Source organism: Buttiauxella noackiae ATCC 51607 (assembly GCF_001654865.1).
Classification (GTDB): Bacteria; Pseudomonadota; Gammaproteobacteria; order Enterobacterales; family Enterobacteriaceae; genus Buttiauxella; species Buttiauxella noackiae.
The window spans coordinates 144,572-161,234 of record NZ_LXEO01000014.1; the positions used below are offsets into that span (position 1 = coordinate 144,572).

The 16,663-nt window shown below is 53.6% G+C and carries 14 protein-coding genes; 7 read left to right on the top strand and 7 right to left on the bottom strand.

The genetic code is table 11. From position 1 onward, the window contains the following. Positions 1–177 precede the first annotated feature (177 nt). From M979_RS05925 to M979_RS05955, 7 genes are all read left to right on the top strand, one after another. The gene (locus M979_RS05925) at positions 178–1,443 is read left to right on the top strand and encodes an ABC transporter substrate-binding protein (protein WP_034455684.1); all 1,266 of its coding nucleotides are present in this window, start codon (positions 178–180) and stop codon (positions 1,441–1,443) included. After that, complete coding sequence (locus M979_RS05930; RefSeq protein ID WP_064554101.1) at positions 1,444–2,361, top strand: carbohydrate ABC transporter permease; 918 nt, start codon at positions 1,444–1,446, stop codon at positions 2,359–2,361. Next, positions 2,361–3,206 (top strand): carbohydrate ABC transporter permease, encoded by an 846-nt coding sequence (locus tag M979_RS05935; protein ID WP_064554102.1) that lies wholly within the window; start codon positions 2,361–2,363, stop codon positions 3,204–3,206. Before M979_RS05930 ends, M979_RS05935 begins: the two co-directional genes overlap by 1 nt. Before the next feature lie 2 nt (positions 3,207–3,208). Beyond that, a complete protein-coding gene (locus tag M979_RS05940; protein WP_064554103.1) occupies positions 3,209–4,303 on the top strand; it encodes an ABC transporter ATP-binding protein in 1,095 nt (364 codons plus the stop codon). Positions 4,304–4,369: 66 nt separating this feature from the next. Beyond that, complete coding sequence (locus M979_RS05945) at positions 4,370–6,010, top strand: glycoside hydrolase family 13 protein (protein WP_064554104.1); 1,641 nt, start codon at positions 4,370–4,372, stop codon at positions 6,008–6,010. A gap of 3 nt (positions 6,011–6,013) precedes the next feature. Further along, a complete protein-coding gene (locus M979_RS05950; protein ID WP_034455680.1) occupies positions 6,014–7,663 on the top strand; it encodes a glycoside hydrolase family 13 protein in 1,650 nt (549 codons plus the stop codon). 177 nt (positions 7,664–7,840) lie between these two features. Further along, positions 7,841–8,641, top strand: a complete 801-nt coding sequence (locus M979_RS05955) for a YdcF family protein (protein WP_064554105.1) — start codon at positions 7,841–7,843, stop codon at positions 8,639–8,641. A 4-nt stretch (positions 8,642–8,645) separates the two neighbouring features. Here M979_RS05955 and M979_RS05960 read toward each other — a convergent pair whose 3' ends face one another. From M979_RS05960 to M979_RS05990, 7 genes are all read right to left on the bottom strand, one after another. Then, the gene (locus tag M979_RS05960) at positions 8,646–10,064 is read right to left on the bottom strand and encodes an L-fucose/L-arabinose isomerase family protein (protein ID WP_034455678.1); all 1,419 of its coding nucleotides are present in this window, start codon (positions 10,062–10,064) and stop codon (positions 8,646–8,648) included. A 20-nt stretch (positions 10,065–10,084) separates the two neighbouring features. Then, positions 10,085–11,575: an FGGY family carbohydrate kinase gene (locus tag M979_RS05965; protein ID WP_064554106.1), complete on the bottom strand. Its 1,491-nt coding sequence runs from the start codon at positions 11,573–11,575 to the stop codon at positions 10,085–10,087. Between the two features lie 2 nt (positions 11,576–11,577). Beyond that, the gene (locus tag M979_RS05970; protein ID WP_034455676.1) at positions 11,578–12,522 is read right to left on the bottom strand and encodes a transketolase family protein; all 945 of its coding nucleotides are present in this window, start codon (positions 12,520–12,522) and stop codon (positions 11,578–11,580) included. Next, complete coding sequence (locus M979_RS05975) at positions 12,515–13,345, bottom strand: transketolase (RefSeq protein ID WP_034455675.1); 831 nt, start codon at positions 13,343–13,345, stop codon at positions 12,515–12,517. The genes M979_RS05970 and M979_RS05975 overlap by 8 nt, the downstream gene beginning before the upstream one ends. Positions 13,346–13,431: 86 nt before the next feature. Then, a complete protein-coding gene (locus M979_RS05980) occupies positions 13,432–14,532 on the bottom strand; it encodes an ABC transporter permease (protein ID WP_064554107.1) in 1,101 nt (366 codons plus the stop codon). A gap of 1 nt (position 14,533) precedes the next feature. Then, positions 14,534–16,051: a sugar ABC transporter ATP-binding protein gene (locus M979_RS05985; RefSeq protein ID WP_083963892.1), complete on the bottom strand. Its 1,518-nt coding sequence runs from the start codon at positions 16,049–16,051 to the stop codon at positions 14,534–14,536. Then, the gene (locus tag M979_RS05990; protein ID WP_064554108.1) at positions 16,051–16,653 is read right to left on the bottom strand and encodes a DUF2291 family protein; all 603 of its coding nucleotides are present in this window, start codon (positions 16,651–16,653) and stop codon (positions 16,051–16,053) included. Before M979_RS05990 ends, M979_RS05985 begins: the two co-directional genes overlap by 1 nt. Positions 16,654–16,663: the final 10 nt, after the last annotated feature.

A 16,663-nucleotide genomic window follows, 5' to 3' on the forward strand; every position in this document is an offset into this window, starting at 1 on the left:
CCCCGTAGCGCGTCCTACTCAAAAGTGAAATAAAAAATAGCGATACGTGCACCGCGTCGAGAATTTGCACAAAGGTTAGGGCGCTAAGTTGCTGATGTAGACGGTTGTTAACTAGCTTTTCAAATGGTGTGCTGTTTTTTCACCCCCTCCGAAGCTATCTGAATAAAAGAGGAAACAATGAAAAAGCTGACGTTAAGTCTTATTACCTTAGCGCTCGCGGGTGTTTCAAACGCCGCGCTTGCCGATACCCTGCGTATGGAATGCCCGATCTCCCCCGGCGGTAAGGAATACTGCAAATACGTCAAAGACCGTTTTGAAAAGCAGACCAGTAACAAGCTTGAGTTTATCGAGTTCCCTGCGGCGTCGGATGAAAAGCTGGCGCTGCTCCAGCAACTGTTTGCTGCCAAAGATGAAAAAGCCGTGGATTTGTTCCAGTCAGACACCATCTGGGTGGGGCTGCTTGATAAACAAACGCTCGATTTAACCGACGCAGTTGGGGATATGAAAGGCGATTTCTTCCCCGGTCCGTGGGCGAACGACACGGTGAACGGCAAAGTGAAAGCGGTTCCGGCTTATCTCGACACCGGCGTGCTCTATTACCGTAAAGACCTGCTGGAAAAATACAACGAACAACCGCCAAAAACCTGGGAAGACCTGACGCGTATCGCTACCAAAATTCAGGAAGAAGAGCGCAAAGCGGGGCACAAAAACTTCTGGGGAATGATCTTCCAGGGCAAATCGTATGAAGGGCTGACCTGTAACGCGCTGGAGTGGATTGACTCCTATGGTGGCGGCACCTTTATCGACGAAAAAGGGAACGTGACCGTTAATAATCCTAAGGCTGCGGCAGCGCTGGATATGGTCGCAGGCTGGATTGGTAAAATCACGCCGAAAGGGGCGTTAGGTTACAAAGAAGAAGAGTCGCGAGCGGTGTTCCAGAATGGCGACGCTCTGTTTATGCGCAACTGGCCTTATGCCTATCTGCTCTCGCAAGGCGCTGATAGCCCGCTGAAAGGCAAAGTCGGCGTAGCACCGCTTCCTGCCGGGCCAGACGGGAAATCAGCCAACGCCCTGGGTGGCTGGCAATGGTCGGTTAACGCCAATACCAAAAACAAAGATGCAGCGATTGCGCTGCTGAAAATCCTCACTGATGCCGATTCGCAGAAAATGCAGCTGAAATATCTCGGATTCGCACCGACGCGTTCGGCCCTGTATGAAGACAAAGCGGTACTGGAAACCGCACCGCATCTGACGATGTTTAAGGACATCTTCGCCAATGCAGTACCACGCCCGGCAACGGCGACCAAAAGTCAGTATCCGCGCGTTTCAAACGCCATCTTTAACGTGACCTTTAAAGTGCTCAACGGCAGCAGCGACGGCAAAACGGCGGTTGCCGATCTGCAAAAACGCCTTGAGCGCGTGAAAGGTAAGGACTGGCATTAATTGGCGCATTCAGGCTATCAACAACGGCGTCGCCGTATCGCATGGATACTGGTGGCGCCAGCGCTTTTACTTCTGGCACTGGCGGCGGGATGGCCGCTGGTGCGTACCTTCTTTTTCAGTTTCACCAACGCGATGCTCGACAACCCGTCCGAGTACCAAATGGTGGGGCTGGCAAACTACTACGCCACGCATGACGGCGACACCAGCGGTGTGTTGGTTGATCCGCTGTGGTGGCAGGCTGTCGGCAACACCTTGTGGTTTACCGTGGTATCGGTTGGCATCGAGCTATTTCTGGGGATGTTGCTCGCGCTGCTAATGAACCAGAAATTTCGCGGCCAGGGCTTAGTGCGTACCGCGATTCTGGTGCCGTGGGCGATTCCGACGATTGTGAGCGCCAAAATGTGGGGCTGGATGTTCCACGACCAGTACGGCGTGGTAAACGATTTGCTGGCGAAAATATTTGGTTATCAGGCACATCTGGCGTGGATTGCCGAGCCGTCGCTGTCGATGTGGGCGGTGGTGATTGCCGATGTCTGGAAAACCACGCCGTTTATGGCGCTGATGTTGCTGGCAGCACTGCAACTGATTCCCAGCGATCTTTACGAGGCGGCGCGTGTTGATGGAGCCAGCCCATGGCAGCGCTTTAAGCGCATTACGCTGCCGCTGATTATGCCGGCGATGATTGTGGCGCTGATTTTCCGCGTGATGGACGCGATGCGCATTTTCGATCTGATCTTCGTGCTGACCTCAAACAGTGAGGCCACGATGTCCGTTTCCGGTTATGCCCGTGAGCAGATTATTTCCTATCAGGATATGGGCATGGGCTCGGCAGCATCGGTGCTGGTGTTTATGATGGTGGCGGGTATTGCTGCCTGTTTTATCCGCGTCTCACGTTTAAACGAGAAGGAGAAGCGGTGATGAAAATGACGCGTCGGCAGCGCAAATTCGGCCATAGCGTGGTTATCTTCATTGGTGCGACTTGTGCTGTGCTGTTTTGCGTTTTCCCATTTTATTACGCGATTATCACGTCACTGCGCACCGGGCAGGAGCTGTTTTTACCCGCCTATTTACCGAGCGGCTACCACTGGAGCAACTACGTCACTGCACTGGTGGATAATGGCATCGCCCGCAGCCTGCTTAATTCTGTACTGGTGGCGACGATAACCGTCGGTATCTGTCTGCTGGTGTCCATTACTGCTTCCTTTGCGTTGGCACGCGTGCCGTTTCGTGGACGTAAATTTCTACTGTTTACCATTCTGTGTGTCTCGATGTTCCCGCAGGTGGCGGTGCTGACCGGCATGTTCGAGCTGGTACGTTTCCTCGGGCTTTATGACTCGCTCGGTGCGCTGGTGCTTTCATACACCACCTTCTCGCTGCCGTTTACCGTTTGGGTGCTCACCACTTTTATGAAGTCGATACCCGTTGAATTGGAAGAGGCGGCGATTGTTGATGGCGCCAAAACCTGGACCATTATCCGCCGGGTGTTTGCCCCGATTCTCGCCCCCGCTTTAGTTACCACCGGGCTGCTGGCGTTTATCGGCGCGTGGAATGAGTTCATGTTTGCGCTGACATTTATTATTTCTGGCGACAAACGCACGGTACCTGTTGCCATCAGTATGTTTAGCGGCGCGTCTACGTTTGAGCTGCCATGGGGCAGCATTATGGCGGCGTCGGTGGTGGTGACACTGCCGATTATCGTGCTGGTGCTTATCTTCCAGAAACGCATTGTCAGCGGGCTTACCAGTGGAGCGATTAAGGGATAACCATGGCGCAACTCGTACTCGATAAAATTCAAAAACGCTACGGCGCGGCATCTGAGGTGATTAAACCGCTCGACCTGGAAGTGAACAGCGGGGAATTTGTGGTGGTAGTCGGGCCGTCCGGCTGTGGGAAATCCACCTTGCTGCGTATGGTGGCGGGGCTTGAGGAAATTAGCGGCGGCGAGATGCGCATTGACGGGGTTTGCGTTAACGATGATTCCCCGTCAGAGCGTGGCATCGGTATGGTGTTCCAGTCTTACGCGCTCTATCCGCATATGACGGTGTACCAGAATATGGCGTTTGCGCTGGAAATGGCGAAACTGCCGGTTAAAGAGATCGACGAAAAAGTGCGCGAAAGCGCGCGGATTTTGCAACTGGAGCATTTGCTCGACAGGCGACCTAAAGATCTTTCTGGCGGGCAGCGTCAGCGTGTGGCCATCGGGCGGGCCATTGTACGCGAGCCGAGCCTGTTTTTGTTCGATGAACCGCTTTCTAACCTTGATGCTTCATTGCGCGTGCAGATGCGCATGGAAATTGCCGCACTGCATAAACGCATCAACGCCACCATTTTGTACGTCACCCACGACCAGGTTGAAGCGATGACGCTTGCCGACCGCATCGTGGTGCTTAATCAAGGGCAAATCGAGCAGGTGGGCACACCGCTTGAGTTGTACGACAGCCCGGCAAACGTGTTTGTCGCGCAGTTTATCGGCTCGCCAAAAATGAATCTGATCCCCGGTATTTTGGTTTCTGGCAACGCGCAGCGTACCGATGTGATGCTGGAAAATCGCCAGCTGATTTCGCTGCCGGTTAACGGCTCTGGCGTGCCTGAAGGGCAGAAGGTGCAGCTTGGGATTCGCCCGGAACATATCCAGATAACCGAACTGGCGCAGGCGGATATCGAAGGGGAAATTTTATTTGTCGAGCAGATGGGCAACGAGACTTTGCTCTACGTAAATAGCGGTTACGGTAGCGAACCGTTAGTTATGCGCCATACTTTCAGGCTTGAGATCAAAGCTGACCGACGCATCGGCCTGCGGTTGCCGCCGGAGAATTGCTACTTGTTTAACAGTGACGGGCGGGCGTTTGTGCGAATTTAGAAAGCTGGATTTGTCGTGCGTAGGTCGGATAAGTACTGCGTCATCCGACAAAACAAGGAGAAATAAGTGGAAAAAAAATGGTGGCACAATGCGGTGGTGTACCAAATCTATCCGCGCAGTTTTATGGACAGCTTCGGTGATGGTATCGGCGACATCAACGGCATCATCAGCAAACTCGACTACCTGCAACAACTCGGCATCAACCTGATTTGGCTCTCTCCCGTTTACCGCTCGCCAATGGACGATAACGGCTACGACATTTCTGACTACGAAGATATTGCCGCGGAATTTGGCACCATGGCGGAAATGGAAACCCTTATTGCACAAGCGAAACAGCGTGATATCCACATTCTGATGGATCTGGTGGTTAATCACACCTCCGATGAACACCCGTGGTTTATCGACGCGTTGAAATCGAAAGACAATCCGTATCGTGACTTTTATATCTGGCGTAAACCTGCGGCGGATGGCGGCCCACCAAATGATTTCCGCTCGTACTTTGGCGGCAGCGGCTGGGCGTTTGACGAGGCCAGCGGTGAGTATTATCTGCACCAATTTTCTAAGCGCCAGCCTGATCTGAATTGGGACAATCCGCGTGTTCACGATGAAGTCCACGCCATGATGAACCGCTGGCTTGCTAAGGGCATCGGCGGCTTTCGCATGGACGTTATCGATCTCATCGGCAAAGAGGTCGATGCGCAGATTATGGCGAACGGTAAAAACCTGCATGCGCTTATTCGCCAGATGAACCGCGCCACCTTCGGCAAAGGCGATTATGTGACGGTCGGTGAAGCCTGGAGCGCTACGCCAGATGACGCGCTGCTGTATAGCGGGGCCGAGCGCGAAGAGCTTTCGATGGTTTTCCAGTTCGACCACATCAAACAATTCTGGGATGAGCACGCCGGGAAATGGCGCAGCAAACCGTTTGAACTGGCGAGTTTCAAAGCGGTGATTGAGAAGTGGCAAACGGCACTGGCGCATCAGGGCTGGAATTCGTTGTTCTGGAGCAACCACGATTTACCGCGTGCGGTGTCGAAATTTGGTGACGAAGGGGCGTTTCGTGAGCCGTCGGCAAAAATGCTCGCCACCGCGCTGCACTGCCTGAAGGGCACGCCGTATATCTATCAGGGCGAAGAGATCGGCATGACTAATGTGCGGTTCGGGAATATCGATGAGTACCGCGATATTGAAAGCCTGAATCTTTATCACGAGCGACTGGCGCAAGGCGTCAGCCACGAAGAGATGATGCTCGGCATTCACGCTAACGGGCGCGATAACGCCCGCACGCCGATGCAGTGGGACGATAGTCCAAATGCAGGTTTCACCACTGGTACGCCGTGGATTGCGGTTAACCCCAACTACCGTGAAATCAATGTCGCCGCAGCCCTTGCTGAGCCGGATTCGATTCTCTGGCATTACCAGAAACTGGTGGCGCTACGTAAGCAGTATCCGATTTTAGTGTACGGCGATTTCCAGCCTGTGTTGCGCGAGCATCCGCAGGTGTTTGCCTGGCTGAGAGCACTTGATGATGAGCGGTTGTTGGTCGTCAACAACTTCACCGCTGAGCACCTGACGCTCGACATTCCGCATGAGATGCAGAACTGGCACGGTGAATGTTTGATCAGCAACTACGCACCGCGCGACCAGTTGGCGGTGAGTCTGGAACTACAACCTTATGAATCTTTTGCGTTATTAATCGGGAGGTAAACGATGGCGAACTGGTGGAAAGAGGCGGTGGCCTACCAGATTTATCCGCGCAGTTTTAAGGACAGCAACGGTGACGGTATTGGTGACCTGAACGGCATCACCGAAAAACTCGATTACCTCAAAGACCTCGGCATCGATCTGATTTGGATCTGCCCGATGTACAAATCGCCGAATGATGATAATGGTTACGATATCAGTGATTATCAGCAGATCATGGCAGAATTTGGCACGATGGCTGATTTTGACCGCCTTCTCAGCGAAGTTCACGCTCGCGGAATGCGGTTGATTATCGACTTAGTGGTAAACCACACATCCGATGAACACCCGTGGTTTTTGGAATCTCGATCCTCGCGTGATAACCCAAAACGCGACTGGTATACCTGGCGCGACGGTAAAAATGGTGCAGAGCCTAACAACTGGGAAGGGATCTTTAAAGGTTCGACCTGGGAGTTTGACCCGGTAACCGAACAATATTTTCTGCATCTGTTTACCCGTCGCCAGCCGGATCTGAACTGGGAAAACCACGATGTTCGCCGCGCCGTATACGACATGATGCGCTGGTGGCTCGATAAAGGCATCGACGGTTTCCGTATCGACGCCATCGCCCACCTGAAAAAAGAGCCGCTGCTGGCTGATGTGCCTAACCCTGACAAACTGCGTTATGCGCCGTCGATGAAAAGCCATCTGAACTATGACGGACTGCTCGATTATGTCGATGACATGAGTCGTAACGTCTTGCAGCACTACGACATTGTCACCGTTGGTGAGATGAACGGTCTGTTTGCCGACCACGCCGAAGAATGGGTAGGGGAACATCGTAACCGGCTGAGTATGGTGTTCCAGTTTGAGCATGTGCGGTTGTGGGAACCGGAAGCCGGTTTGCGCCCGGAACCTGCGGTGTTAAAGAAAATTTTCACCGCCTGGCAGGAAGCGCTGGAAGGTAAAGGCTGGAATGCGCTGTATGTGGAAAACCACGACCTGACGCGCATTACCTCGCGCTGGGGCGACACCGAACACCACTGGCGAGAAAGTGCGACCTGCATCGCTGCACTCTATTTCCTGATGCAGGGCACGCCGTTTATCTACCAGGGCCAGGAAATCGGCATGACCAATACCCGATTCAACAGCCTTGATGATTTTGATGACGTGTCTGCGAAAAACATGTGGCGTGAAATGGAAGCTCAGGGCAAAAGTGAAGAGGAAATTATCGCGTTTCTCACCAACACCGGGCGTGATAACTCCCGCACGCCGATGCAGTGGAACACCTGGCCCAACGCCGGTTTCAGCGAAGTGAAACCGTGGTATCACGTCAATGCCAACTTTGAAATGATAAACGTCGCCAGCCAGCAACAAGACCCGGATTCAGTGCTGAATTTCTACCGTGCATTAATCAAACTACGCAAACAAGAGCGCACGCTGATTTATGGGCGCTACGAGCTGGAACTGGCAGACAACCCACAAATTTACGCTTACCGGCGCGTGCTCGACGGCGCGGAGTTCGTGGTGCTGTGCAATATGTCGTCGAAATCCGCCCGCTGGACAAGCGATGAGTTGCCGCTTGAATGGGCGCAATGCGTGCTGGGGAACTACCCGCAGGTGGATGAGCTCTATCGGCTGCATCCGTGGGAGGCACGGGTTTACAAGCTCGCGTAAATCATTTTGTCGGATGACGCTGCGCTTGTCCGACCTTCGAAAAACGATTTTGTAGGGTGGATAAGCGCAAGCGTCATCCACCTTTTGCACAAGGCTAATCGAAGTCTAAGAGCAACCTTATGTAGTAACGGCATGGCCTGCGGTATGATGGGCGCTGGTTTTTAACAAGGAGGGGTTATGTTGACGACAACATTTCCAGCTTTGCAGCCGACGACCATTGATGCCATTAATACGCTTGGCGAGTGGCTTTCTCACAATGAGTTTGCCGCCCCGCCTGCGGTTTGCGATGGCGAACTGATTATCCTCGCGGGTAATGCCGTTATCCCCACCATTGATGCAGCCTGTGCGCTTGCCGCCAATACTGAATTGCCGCTGCTGATTACCGGCGGGATTGGCCATTCCACGACTTTTTTGTATGCGGCGATTGCGAAGCACCCGCGCTACAACACCATTCCCACTACTGGGCGTGCAGAAGCCGCCATTATTAAAGACATTGCGACCGAGTTCTGGAAAGTCCCGGCAGAAAAAGTGCTGACCGAAGAGAAGTCTACCAACTGTGGTGAGAACGCGCGCTTCACTTATGACTTAATGCAAACGCGGCAAATCGAGCCCGCACGCGCGATTATCATTCAGGACCCCACCATGCAGCGCCGAACCGTCGCGACCTTCGAACGCGTTTGGCAGGGGCAAGAACGTTTCCCGCAATGGCGCAGTTGGCCGGGTTTTGTTCCACATGTAGTCAGTGACGAAACCCATACCGCATTTAGCCTGAATGAAAAGGGCTTATGGCCGGTTGAGCGTTATATTTCTCTGGTGTTGGGGGAGATCCCGCGTATCCGGGATGATGCGCAGGGCTACGGGCCGCATGGCCGCGATTTCATTACTCATGTAGATATTCCTGCTGACGTAACACATGCCTGGGAAATTCTGGCGAATGACGCCGCGCTGGCGCAATTAATGCACGAGCGCGGGTTGTAAATGATTAACGATGCAGGTAACAGTTAACGCCTAAATACTTACTGAACGCCTCCTGCAATACCGCACCCGTCGCTGAGTGGTTCATGGCGACGTGGTGCTCAAAGCCATTGTTACAAATCCATGCCAGTAAATTCTCCAGGTGTGGCACTTCAATCACCGCGCGGCAGCCGACGGTATCTAACGCATCGTCAACCGATTGCCCTTCGCCGACATAGGCTTTCACTTCACCGGTAAAATCATCAGAAGAGAGGCGGAAGTAAGTCAGTGGGCCACTTTTCAGACGACCATGTACCGCGCCGCAGGTATTCTCTTTGCCAACCGTGGTGCCAATAATATCGGCGGTGCCCATCGACGGCGATTCCAGGCTACTGCTGGCAAAGTTCCCGCAGTGGAACAACACGCATTTGTTGCGATCGTCGCCAAAATTGTTGTTCCAGTCGGCAATTGAGGCTGGATTAAGCGACGCGCTGGCGAGTGCGTACATCGATAATGCGCCCATCACGTCGACTTCACAGGCGCTTGGCATAAGCTGCCCGGACATCACGCTCATAATAGAGCAGACGTTAATACCGAGATTTTCCTGAAGCGAGGTCCAGCACTGGATTGCCGTGGTGTCGATGTCGTTTGCCACGACCCATTCGCTGATCACCACAAACAATTTTGCCATCTGGGTTAACTTATCTGCGGGTATGCCGCTGGCATCGGCGTTTTCAATCAAGATGCCACGTTTCTCATGCACCCGCAGATCGTCGTCGCTGATGTGTTTGATGCGGGTGAAAATTTCAGAAAGGTCGAGGGTTTCCACCGCCACACCCATTTTTTCGAGCAGCTTTTCGCTGTAACGCACGGTGTTAAAACTGGCCGGACGCGCACCAATCGCGCCGATGCGCACGCCCTGCATTGATTTCACTACCCGGCAGATTTGTGCAAAGCGCTGTAAATCTTGTTCGAACACTTCACCGCTTAATGCGCAAACATGCTGCGTGGTGAGCGTGAAGGGGATGTTGTACTGACGCAGGTTGTTGCACAGAGAAATTTTCCCGCAGAAGCTATCGCGACGTGTCGCCAGGCCCATTTTGTCGAGATTGTCCTCTTCGGCCTGGATTAACACCGGCACTTTCAAACCGGAAAGACGAATCGCTTCTGCCACCGCTTTTTCATCGCCAAAGTTAGGCAGTAGCACCACCACACCATGAATATCATCGCGATGCTGGCGGAACAGTTCGGCGCAGACTTTGGCATCCTGACGGGTTTCGACACCGCCAAGATGCGTTTGCCCATCTTTTAGCATCACGGTTTTGATACCCAGTTTGCCAAACAGTGTTTCGGCTTGTTCATGTGCCTGCGCCACTAAATAGCTTGGGAAGAACCCGCGGTTTCCGATGATAACGCCGAAAGTTAATTGTGTTGGGATACGAGACATGGCTTCACTCCAGTAAAAAGTTAATTTGGCACAAAGCGGCAACGGGCCACGGCTTCAAGCCATTGTTTATAGTTTTCTTGCATTTTTTGTTGTTGTTCTGCCTGCGGCTGCAAACGCTCGCCACAGTGGGCTAATGCGGCAAGCGGTGTTCCGTCTTGCCACCAGCCGAGAGTTTTTCCGGCTAACAGCGTTGCGCCGAGTGCGGAGATTTCAGCCGCGGGTTGAATGATTAACGGGCGTTTCAGCACATCTGCCTGTAACTGCATCAACCAGCGGTTTTGGGTGGCGGTGCCATCCACACACAGCGATTCAAGGCGCTCGCCAGTGGCCTGTTCCATGGCGAAAAAGACATCGGCAATTTGATAGACCAGCGATTCCAGCGCGGCTCGCGCCAGCACTGCAGGGGTAGCGGCATCCGTCAGGCCACAAATCATGCCGCGGGCGTGGAGATCCCACCACGGCGCGCCCAGCCCTGAAAGCGCTGGCACGTAATAGACGCCCTGGTTGCTGTCGGTAGATTGGGCAAGCTCGGTGAGTTTTGCCGGGTCATTGATACCCAACATTTTCCCCAGCCAGGCGGCACCCGAGCCGGTATGGGTAATGTTGCCTTCCAGTGCATAATTCAATTCACCGTCGTGCCAGGCAAGCGTCGTGCTCAGGCGATTGCTACGGTTAACCGGTTCCGGGAGCGAAAGCATTAATGATGAACCGGTACCATAAGTGGCTTTCACTACGTGGCCGCAGACGCTGCGCTGTGCGTAGAGCGCCGCGTGTGAATCACCGATAAGCGCCAGTAATGGCGTGCCGATGGGCAAGCCTGCAATTGAGTTGATTTGCACTTCGCCGTGGTGGCCAGCAGAAGGGCGCACCTCAGCAAGTGCTGCACGGGGAATGCCGAATAATTTGAGTAATTCGTTGTCCCATTCGCCCCGGTAAATATTAAACAGCTGCGTGCGGGCGGCATTCGAGTAGTCGGTAGTGAATGAATGCCCGGCGGTCAGTTGCCAGTTCAGCCAAGAATCTATTGTCCCGATACACAGTTCGCCCGCTTCGGCACGTTTCATACCATCCGGAATGGCATCAAGCAGGGCGCGGATTTTCGCCGCCGGGAATAACGGATCGACGGGCAGGCCAGTCAGGCGAGTGATCAGTTCGCCATGGCCCTGTAGCAAAAGTTGCTCACAGATTTGTTCTGAACGGCGGTCCTGCCAGCTTACTACTGGCGTCAATGGTTGGCCGTCATGGCGCTGCCACACCAACACCGACTCACGCTGGTTGCTAATCGCTATCCCTGCGATGTTGACGGAGCCGAGTTGTTGCAGGCAGCCGCTCAGTGCTTCGCAGACGGCATGCCACAACGCAACAGGGTCTTGTTCTGCAAGCCCTGGTGCCGGGTGCGTCATTGCCACGCCGACACTGCAACGGGCGCAAATTTCCCCGCTGCCATTCACCGCCAACACTTTGGCGTTGGTGGTGCCCTCATCAATAGCCAGAATTACCGGGCTGGACATGGCTATGCTCCTTTGCAAAGCGCCGTGGCGGAACGAGTGACTCCTGCGGCATCAATTCCATGATGGGCACGCATCTCCTTGCGATCCGCCGCAATAGCATAGCTACCGTCTGCAATTCCGAGCCGCAACAATGGTATGCCGCATCCCGCTTCCGCTAACACTTCCGCGACCAGGCTGCCGACACCGCCATTCACGTTGTGCTCTTCAACGGTTATTACGTGTCGAGAATTTTTAAGCATGGTGAGAAGGTGCGCGGTATCGCAAGGTCGAATAGACGGAACGTTGATCACCGCCGCATTAATACCCAAATCTGCGAGTTGTGCCGCAGCAGTGACGATTTCATGCACCGTTGAGCCCATGGCGACTAATGCCACATCGTCGCCTTCGCGCAGTTGCTCAACCGCCCCTGGTTTGAACTGATAATTAGCATCGTGCAGCTCCGGCAGCGCTTTACCATCAAGGCGAATATAGACCGGACCAACGTGTTCCAGCGCGTAGTCAATAATCTGGCGGCATTCAATCGGGCAAGACGGCGCATAGATTTCGATGTTGCCAAAACCGCGCAGCACGGCGATGTCGTCAATACTGTGGTGGGTGCTGGCGAGGGGGCCGTAACTGGCTCCGGCATTGAGGCCAAATAATTTTACGTTGCTGTTGTTGTAGCAAACGTCGACTTTGATCTGTTCGTTAGCGCGCGAGATTAAAAATGGTGCCGCGTTGCAGGTCACAGCAATTTTGCCGCCCATCGATAAGCCGACCGCCGTGCCCACCAGTGTCTGTTCTGCAATCCCGACGTTCACCAGCCGGTCCGGAAACTGTTTCATAAACGGGGATATTTTTGCCGTCGAGGTTGAGTCGGCTACCACCGGCACCAGGTCTACGCCGCGTTCGACGGCGTCAATAAAGGCATTCACCATTACGGTTGCCAGGTGTTCGCTATTACTCATCTTTCAGTTCCTCCAGCGCCAGTTCGATTTCGTCACCTTTCGGTATCCGGTGGTGCCACTCCGCGCGCCCCTGAATAAAGGAGATGCCCGCGCCTTTGGTTGTGTTGGCAATCACGACGTGCGGTTTGCCATGCGGCTGCAACCCTTCAAGTGTTGCGACCACATCAGCCATGTCGTTGCCACGGCACTCGGTCACTTCCATGCCGAACGCGCGCCATTTCTCATCCAGTGGGTCAGTATTGAGAATGTCTTTGGTCGAGCCCGCGAGTTGCAGATTGTTTTTGTCGTTAATAATGATCAGGTTATCGAGCTGGTAATGCGCCGCGACGAGAGCTGCCTCCCAGTTGCTGCCTTCGGCCAGTTCACCATCGCCTGTCACGACAAAAACACGGCGCTGGCTGTTGTTGCGTTTAGCTGCAAGTGCGATACCAACGGCGACGGGCAGGCCGTGGCCGAGAGCGCCAGTGTTAAGCTCCACCCCTGGTGTTTTGTGCTTCACCGGGTGACCGGGCAGATGAGAGTCGGCATGCTGATAGGTCGGCAGCCACTCCACGGGAATAAAACCGGCCTCTGCCAGCACACAGTAATAGCCGCCAACCGCGTGCCCTTTGGACTGAATGTAGATGTCACGTTCGTCGCTGTTAATCAGCTGTGGCGAACAATTCAGTATCCGGAAGTACAGGGCGGTTAAGATTTCCACCTGTGATAAGTCGGCCCCGGTATGGCCACCAGCCGGGCTGTTAGCATTGAGCAGGACGATGCGGCGACGGACGGCGCGTGCTCTTTTTTCCAGATCCGTAACTGACAGTGCGAACGGATTCATAGTGTTACCTCTTGCATTTAAAATCATATGTGAATAATTATTCCATGTAGGTAAAAAAATACCCGCCGTTCAGGATCTGTGGTGCGCTATACCTTCCCGCTACTTTCCATGATGGTTTTCTGCGCCACGACAGCGGCTTTCTGCTGCATGCGGTTTTGCATCTGGTCGATGATGACCGCCACAATAATCACGATGCCTTTGATGACCATTTGCCAGAATTCGCTCACACCCATCATCACCAGGCCGTCAGCCAGAAAACCAATGACAAATGCGCCGATAAGTGTGCCAAGGATGGTGCCGCGTCCGCCTGCAAGCGACGTTCCGCCGAGTACAACTGCGGCGATGGCGTTCATCTCAAATGCTGTGCCGTTTGCCGGGTGACTGGCAACCAGTTGCGCGGAGACCACAATTCCGGCGATGGCGGCGCAAAAACCTGACAGCGTGTAGACCCAAATTTTTACCTGTCGAACTTTAACGCCTGACAGTTCAGCTGCGCGTTCGTTATCACCAATCGCGTAAACATGGCGGCCAAAGGGCAGGCGGCGAGCCACATAAGCAATCGCGATGGCGAGCACAATCATCATCCAGATAGCCCACGGAATGCCGAACAGCGTCCCAGAGCCAATCAAGTCAAAACCGGTATTGCCAAGTTGTGGGTTGCCGGAGAGTCCGGGGAAGGTTTCCCCACCCGAGGTCAACATGGCTGCTCCGCGCAGCACATACATGGTGCCGAGCGTGCAGATAAATGGTGCGACGTTATAGCGGGTGATAATCCAGCCGTTTGCTGCACCAATTAACCCACCAACCAGCAGTACCAAAGGCACAATTACCCACACGCTTGGGAAAATCGCGATGCCAAACATCGGCAGCACAATGCCTTTGGTAATCAGCCAACCGGCAATCATGCCGCACAGCCCGAGTGTTGCACCAATCGATAAATCAATACCCGCCGTGATGATGACAAAGGTGATGCCGAGTGCCAGGAATGCATTGATAGCAATGTGTTTAATCATGATCACCATGCTGCCCATGGCAAGGAAATCCGGCACCATGATGGCGAAGAAGCCCACTATCAAAAACAGCGCAATAAAGGTGCGAAGTTTAAGCAGTAAGAGCAGCAGATTTTCCCGCGAGCTAAACGGCGAATCTGGTCTGGCGTTGAGCGCGACAGTATCATTCGTTTTCATATCAGAACCCTTGTGCACTAGCGGAAACCAATGCCGATTCTTCGGCGTGTTCGCGGAGAATATCGGCGGTGATTTTGCCACCTGACATCACCAGAATGCGGTCAGAAACCGCCATAATCTCTTTCAGATCGGAGGTAGAAAACACCACTGCAATTCCTTGTTCGGAAAGCTGAACCATCATGCGGAACACATCGGCTTTCGCGCCTACATCGATACCGCGCGTCGGTTCATCGAGCAGCAAGAGTTTAGGGTTGGTTAGCAACGAGCGGCCAATCACCACTTTTTGCTGGTTCCCACCGCTTAACGCCTGAATTTCTACGTCAGGAGAGGAGACCTTGATTGAGAGATTGCCAATCGTGCTGGCGACTACCGCTGTTTCATCCACTTGAGAGATGGCAAAACCGCGTTGTAAGCGCCGCCATAAACTGGCGATCGTTAAGTTGCTCGCCACCGATGAACCAGGAAAAATCCCGGTGCGCTTGCGATCCTCAGGCACCAGACTCATGCCCATACGAATGCGTTCGGCTGTGGCAAGGCGCGGCGGCACCGGTTTACTGTCGAGCCATAATTTGCCCAAATAGTTGCGTTGTGTACCCAGCAGGCATTCAAACAACTCTGTGCGGCCAGCGCCCATCAAGCCATAAATGCCAACGATTTCACCTGCGCGTACCTGAAAACTGACATCATTTACCACTGTATTCCCTGCAGAATTGACGCAGGTGATGTGTTCGGCTTCAAGAATCGCGGCACCAAATTCACGCCCCGGTTTCAGGAAGCTCGATACTGGTTCGCTGCCCAGCATTTCACGTACAATCCACGGCACGTCGATATCACACACCTGCGCTTCGGCCTGGAATTTGCCATCGCGCAAAATGGTTATCACGTCGCCAATCGCCATCAGCTCTTCGAGGCGGTGGGAGATATAAATAATGGTGACGCCCTGGCGGGTAAGTTCGCGAATCACCCGGAACAGGATCTCCACTTCGGTTTTACTCAGCGCTGAAGTGGGTTCATCAAGAATTAATATGTCGGCGTTCTCAGCTAAAGCTTTGGCGATTTCTATCAGTTGCTGTTGGCCAACTTTCAGGTTTGCCACTATCTCCTTCGGGGAAATAGGCTGATCCAGGCGTTTGAGCAATTCCGCGCTGCGAGCCTGCTGCGTCGCTTCATCAATGGGCGATAGACCGTGTTGCAATTCACGCCCAAGAAAAATGTTCTCGGCGACTGTCAGGTTTTCAAACAGGTTCAGTTCCTGGTGAACCATGCCAATGCCGTGCGCGGCGGCCTGGCGCGTGCTATTAAATTGTACGACTTCACCATTGAGGCTGATTTCGCCGCTACCTGGCTGCTGAACGCCAGCCAGAATTTTCATCAGCGTCGATTTACCGGCACCGTTTTCTCCGATGATCACATTCACTTTTCCGCGCCAGACGTTGTAATCAATGTTGTCCAGCGCCACGGTGCCGGGGAACAGCATTGAAATGCCACGGGTGCGCAGAATGATTGGATCTTGCGACATTATGGTTTCCCCCGTTCCAGTGAAATTGCCGCCGCATCACTTAATGCACCATTACGCATCGTAACTGCCATCACCAGGGTGACAGGTTGCTGCTGCCAGCTTTCATCGACTTTTGGCAGGTGCTTTGCCGCTTCACGGTTATAAGCTTTTGAAAGCTGTGCGAACTGCACCTGATTGGTGAAATCTTCGAATTTGTAACCTGTCGCATCGCGGATTGCGTTGCCGCGAATCATCGGCCCAACTTGCACCTGCAGCGGTTGGTCATTGACGGTCACGGTCAACGTACGCTCGCGTTCGTTATCCAGGGAAACGCTGTCGACTTTGCCTTGTACTTTGACGAATATGCTTTCGTTGTTGGCATTGGCGGCGCGGGTTTTCAGAGCAGTACTATCCAGTGCATGGCTCTGCGCTGGAGTCAGTACTTTGCTGTTCCAGGTTTGTTGCGCTATCTGCGCGGGTGTCTGGTTTGCGAAACTCGCTTTCGCATTCGGATCGGGCGGAATAATCGGTTGCCCGTTTTCATCCAGATCCACCACCCGGCAGGCAGTGAGCAACAGGGCACTGCAACATAACCAGCAAATACCCCATTGTTTAAGCGACATACAGCCTCCC

Bases quoted from the DNA above. Each gene is read 5' to 3' on its own strand.
- M979_RS05990 (WP_064554108.1), bottom strand. From the start codon at position 16,653: ATGTCGCTTAAACAATGGGGTATTTGCTGGTTATGTTGCAGTGCCCTG.
- M979_RS05985 (WP_083963892.1), bottom strand. From the start codon at position 16,051: ATGTCGCAAGATCCAATCATTCTGCGCACCCGTGGCATTTCAATGCTG.
- M979_RS05965 (WP_064554106.1), bottom strand. From the start codon at position 11,575: ATGTCCAGCCCGGTAATTCTGGCTATTGATGAGGGCACCACCAACGCC.
- M979_RS05950 (WP_034455680.1), top strand. From the start codon at position 6,014: ATGGCGAACTGGTGGAAAGAGGCGGTGGCCTACCAGATTTATCCGCGC.
- M979_RS05940 (WP_064554103.1), top strand. From the start codon at position 3,209: ATGGCGCAACTCGTACTCGATAAAATTCAAAAACGCTACGGCGCGGCA.
- M979_RS05975 (WP_034455675.1), bottom strand. From the start codon at position 13,345: ATGAATCCGTTCGCACTGTCAGTTACGGATCTGGAAAAAAGAGCACGC.
- M979_RS05960 (WP_034455678.1), bottom strand. From the start codon at position 10,064: ATGTCTCGTATCCCAACACAATTAACTTTCGGCGTTATCATCGGAAAC.
- M979_RS05925 (WP_034455684.1), top strand. From the start codon at position 178: ATGAAAAAGCTGACGTTAAGTCTTATTACCTTAGCGCTCGCGGGTGTT.
- M979_RS05955 (WP_064554105.1), top strand. From the start codon at position 7,841: ATGTTGACGACAACATTTCCAGCTTTGCAGCCGACGACCATTGATGCC.
- M979_RS05970 (WP_034455676.1), bottom strand. From the start codon at position 12,522: ATGAGTAATAGCGAACACCTGGCAACCGTAATGGTGAATGCCTTTATT.
- M979_RS05980 (WP_064554107.1), bottom strand. From the start codon at position 14,532: ATGAAAACGAATGATACTGTCGCGCTCAACGCCAGACCAGATTCGCCG.
- M979_RS05935 (WP_064554102.1), top strand. From the start codon at position 2,361: ATGAAAATGACGCGTCGGCAGCGCAAATTCGGCCATAGCGTGGTTATC.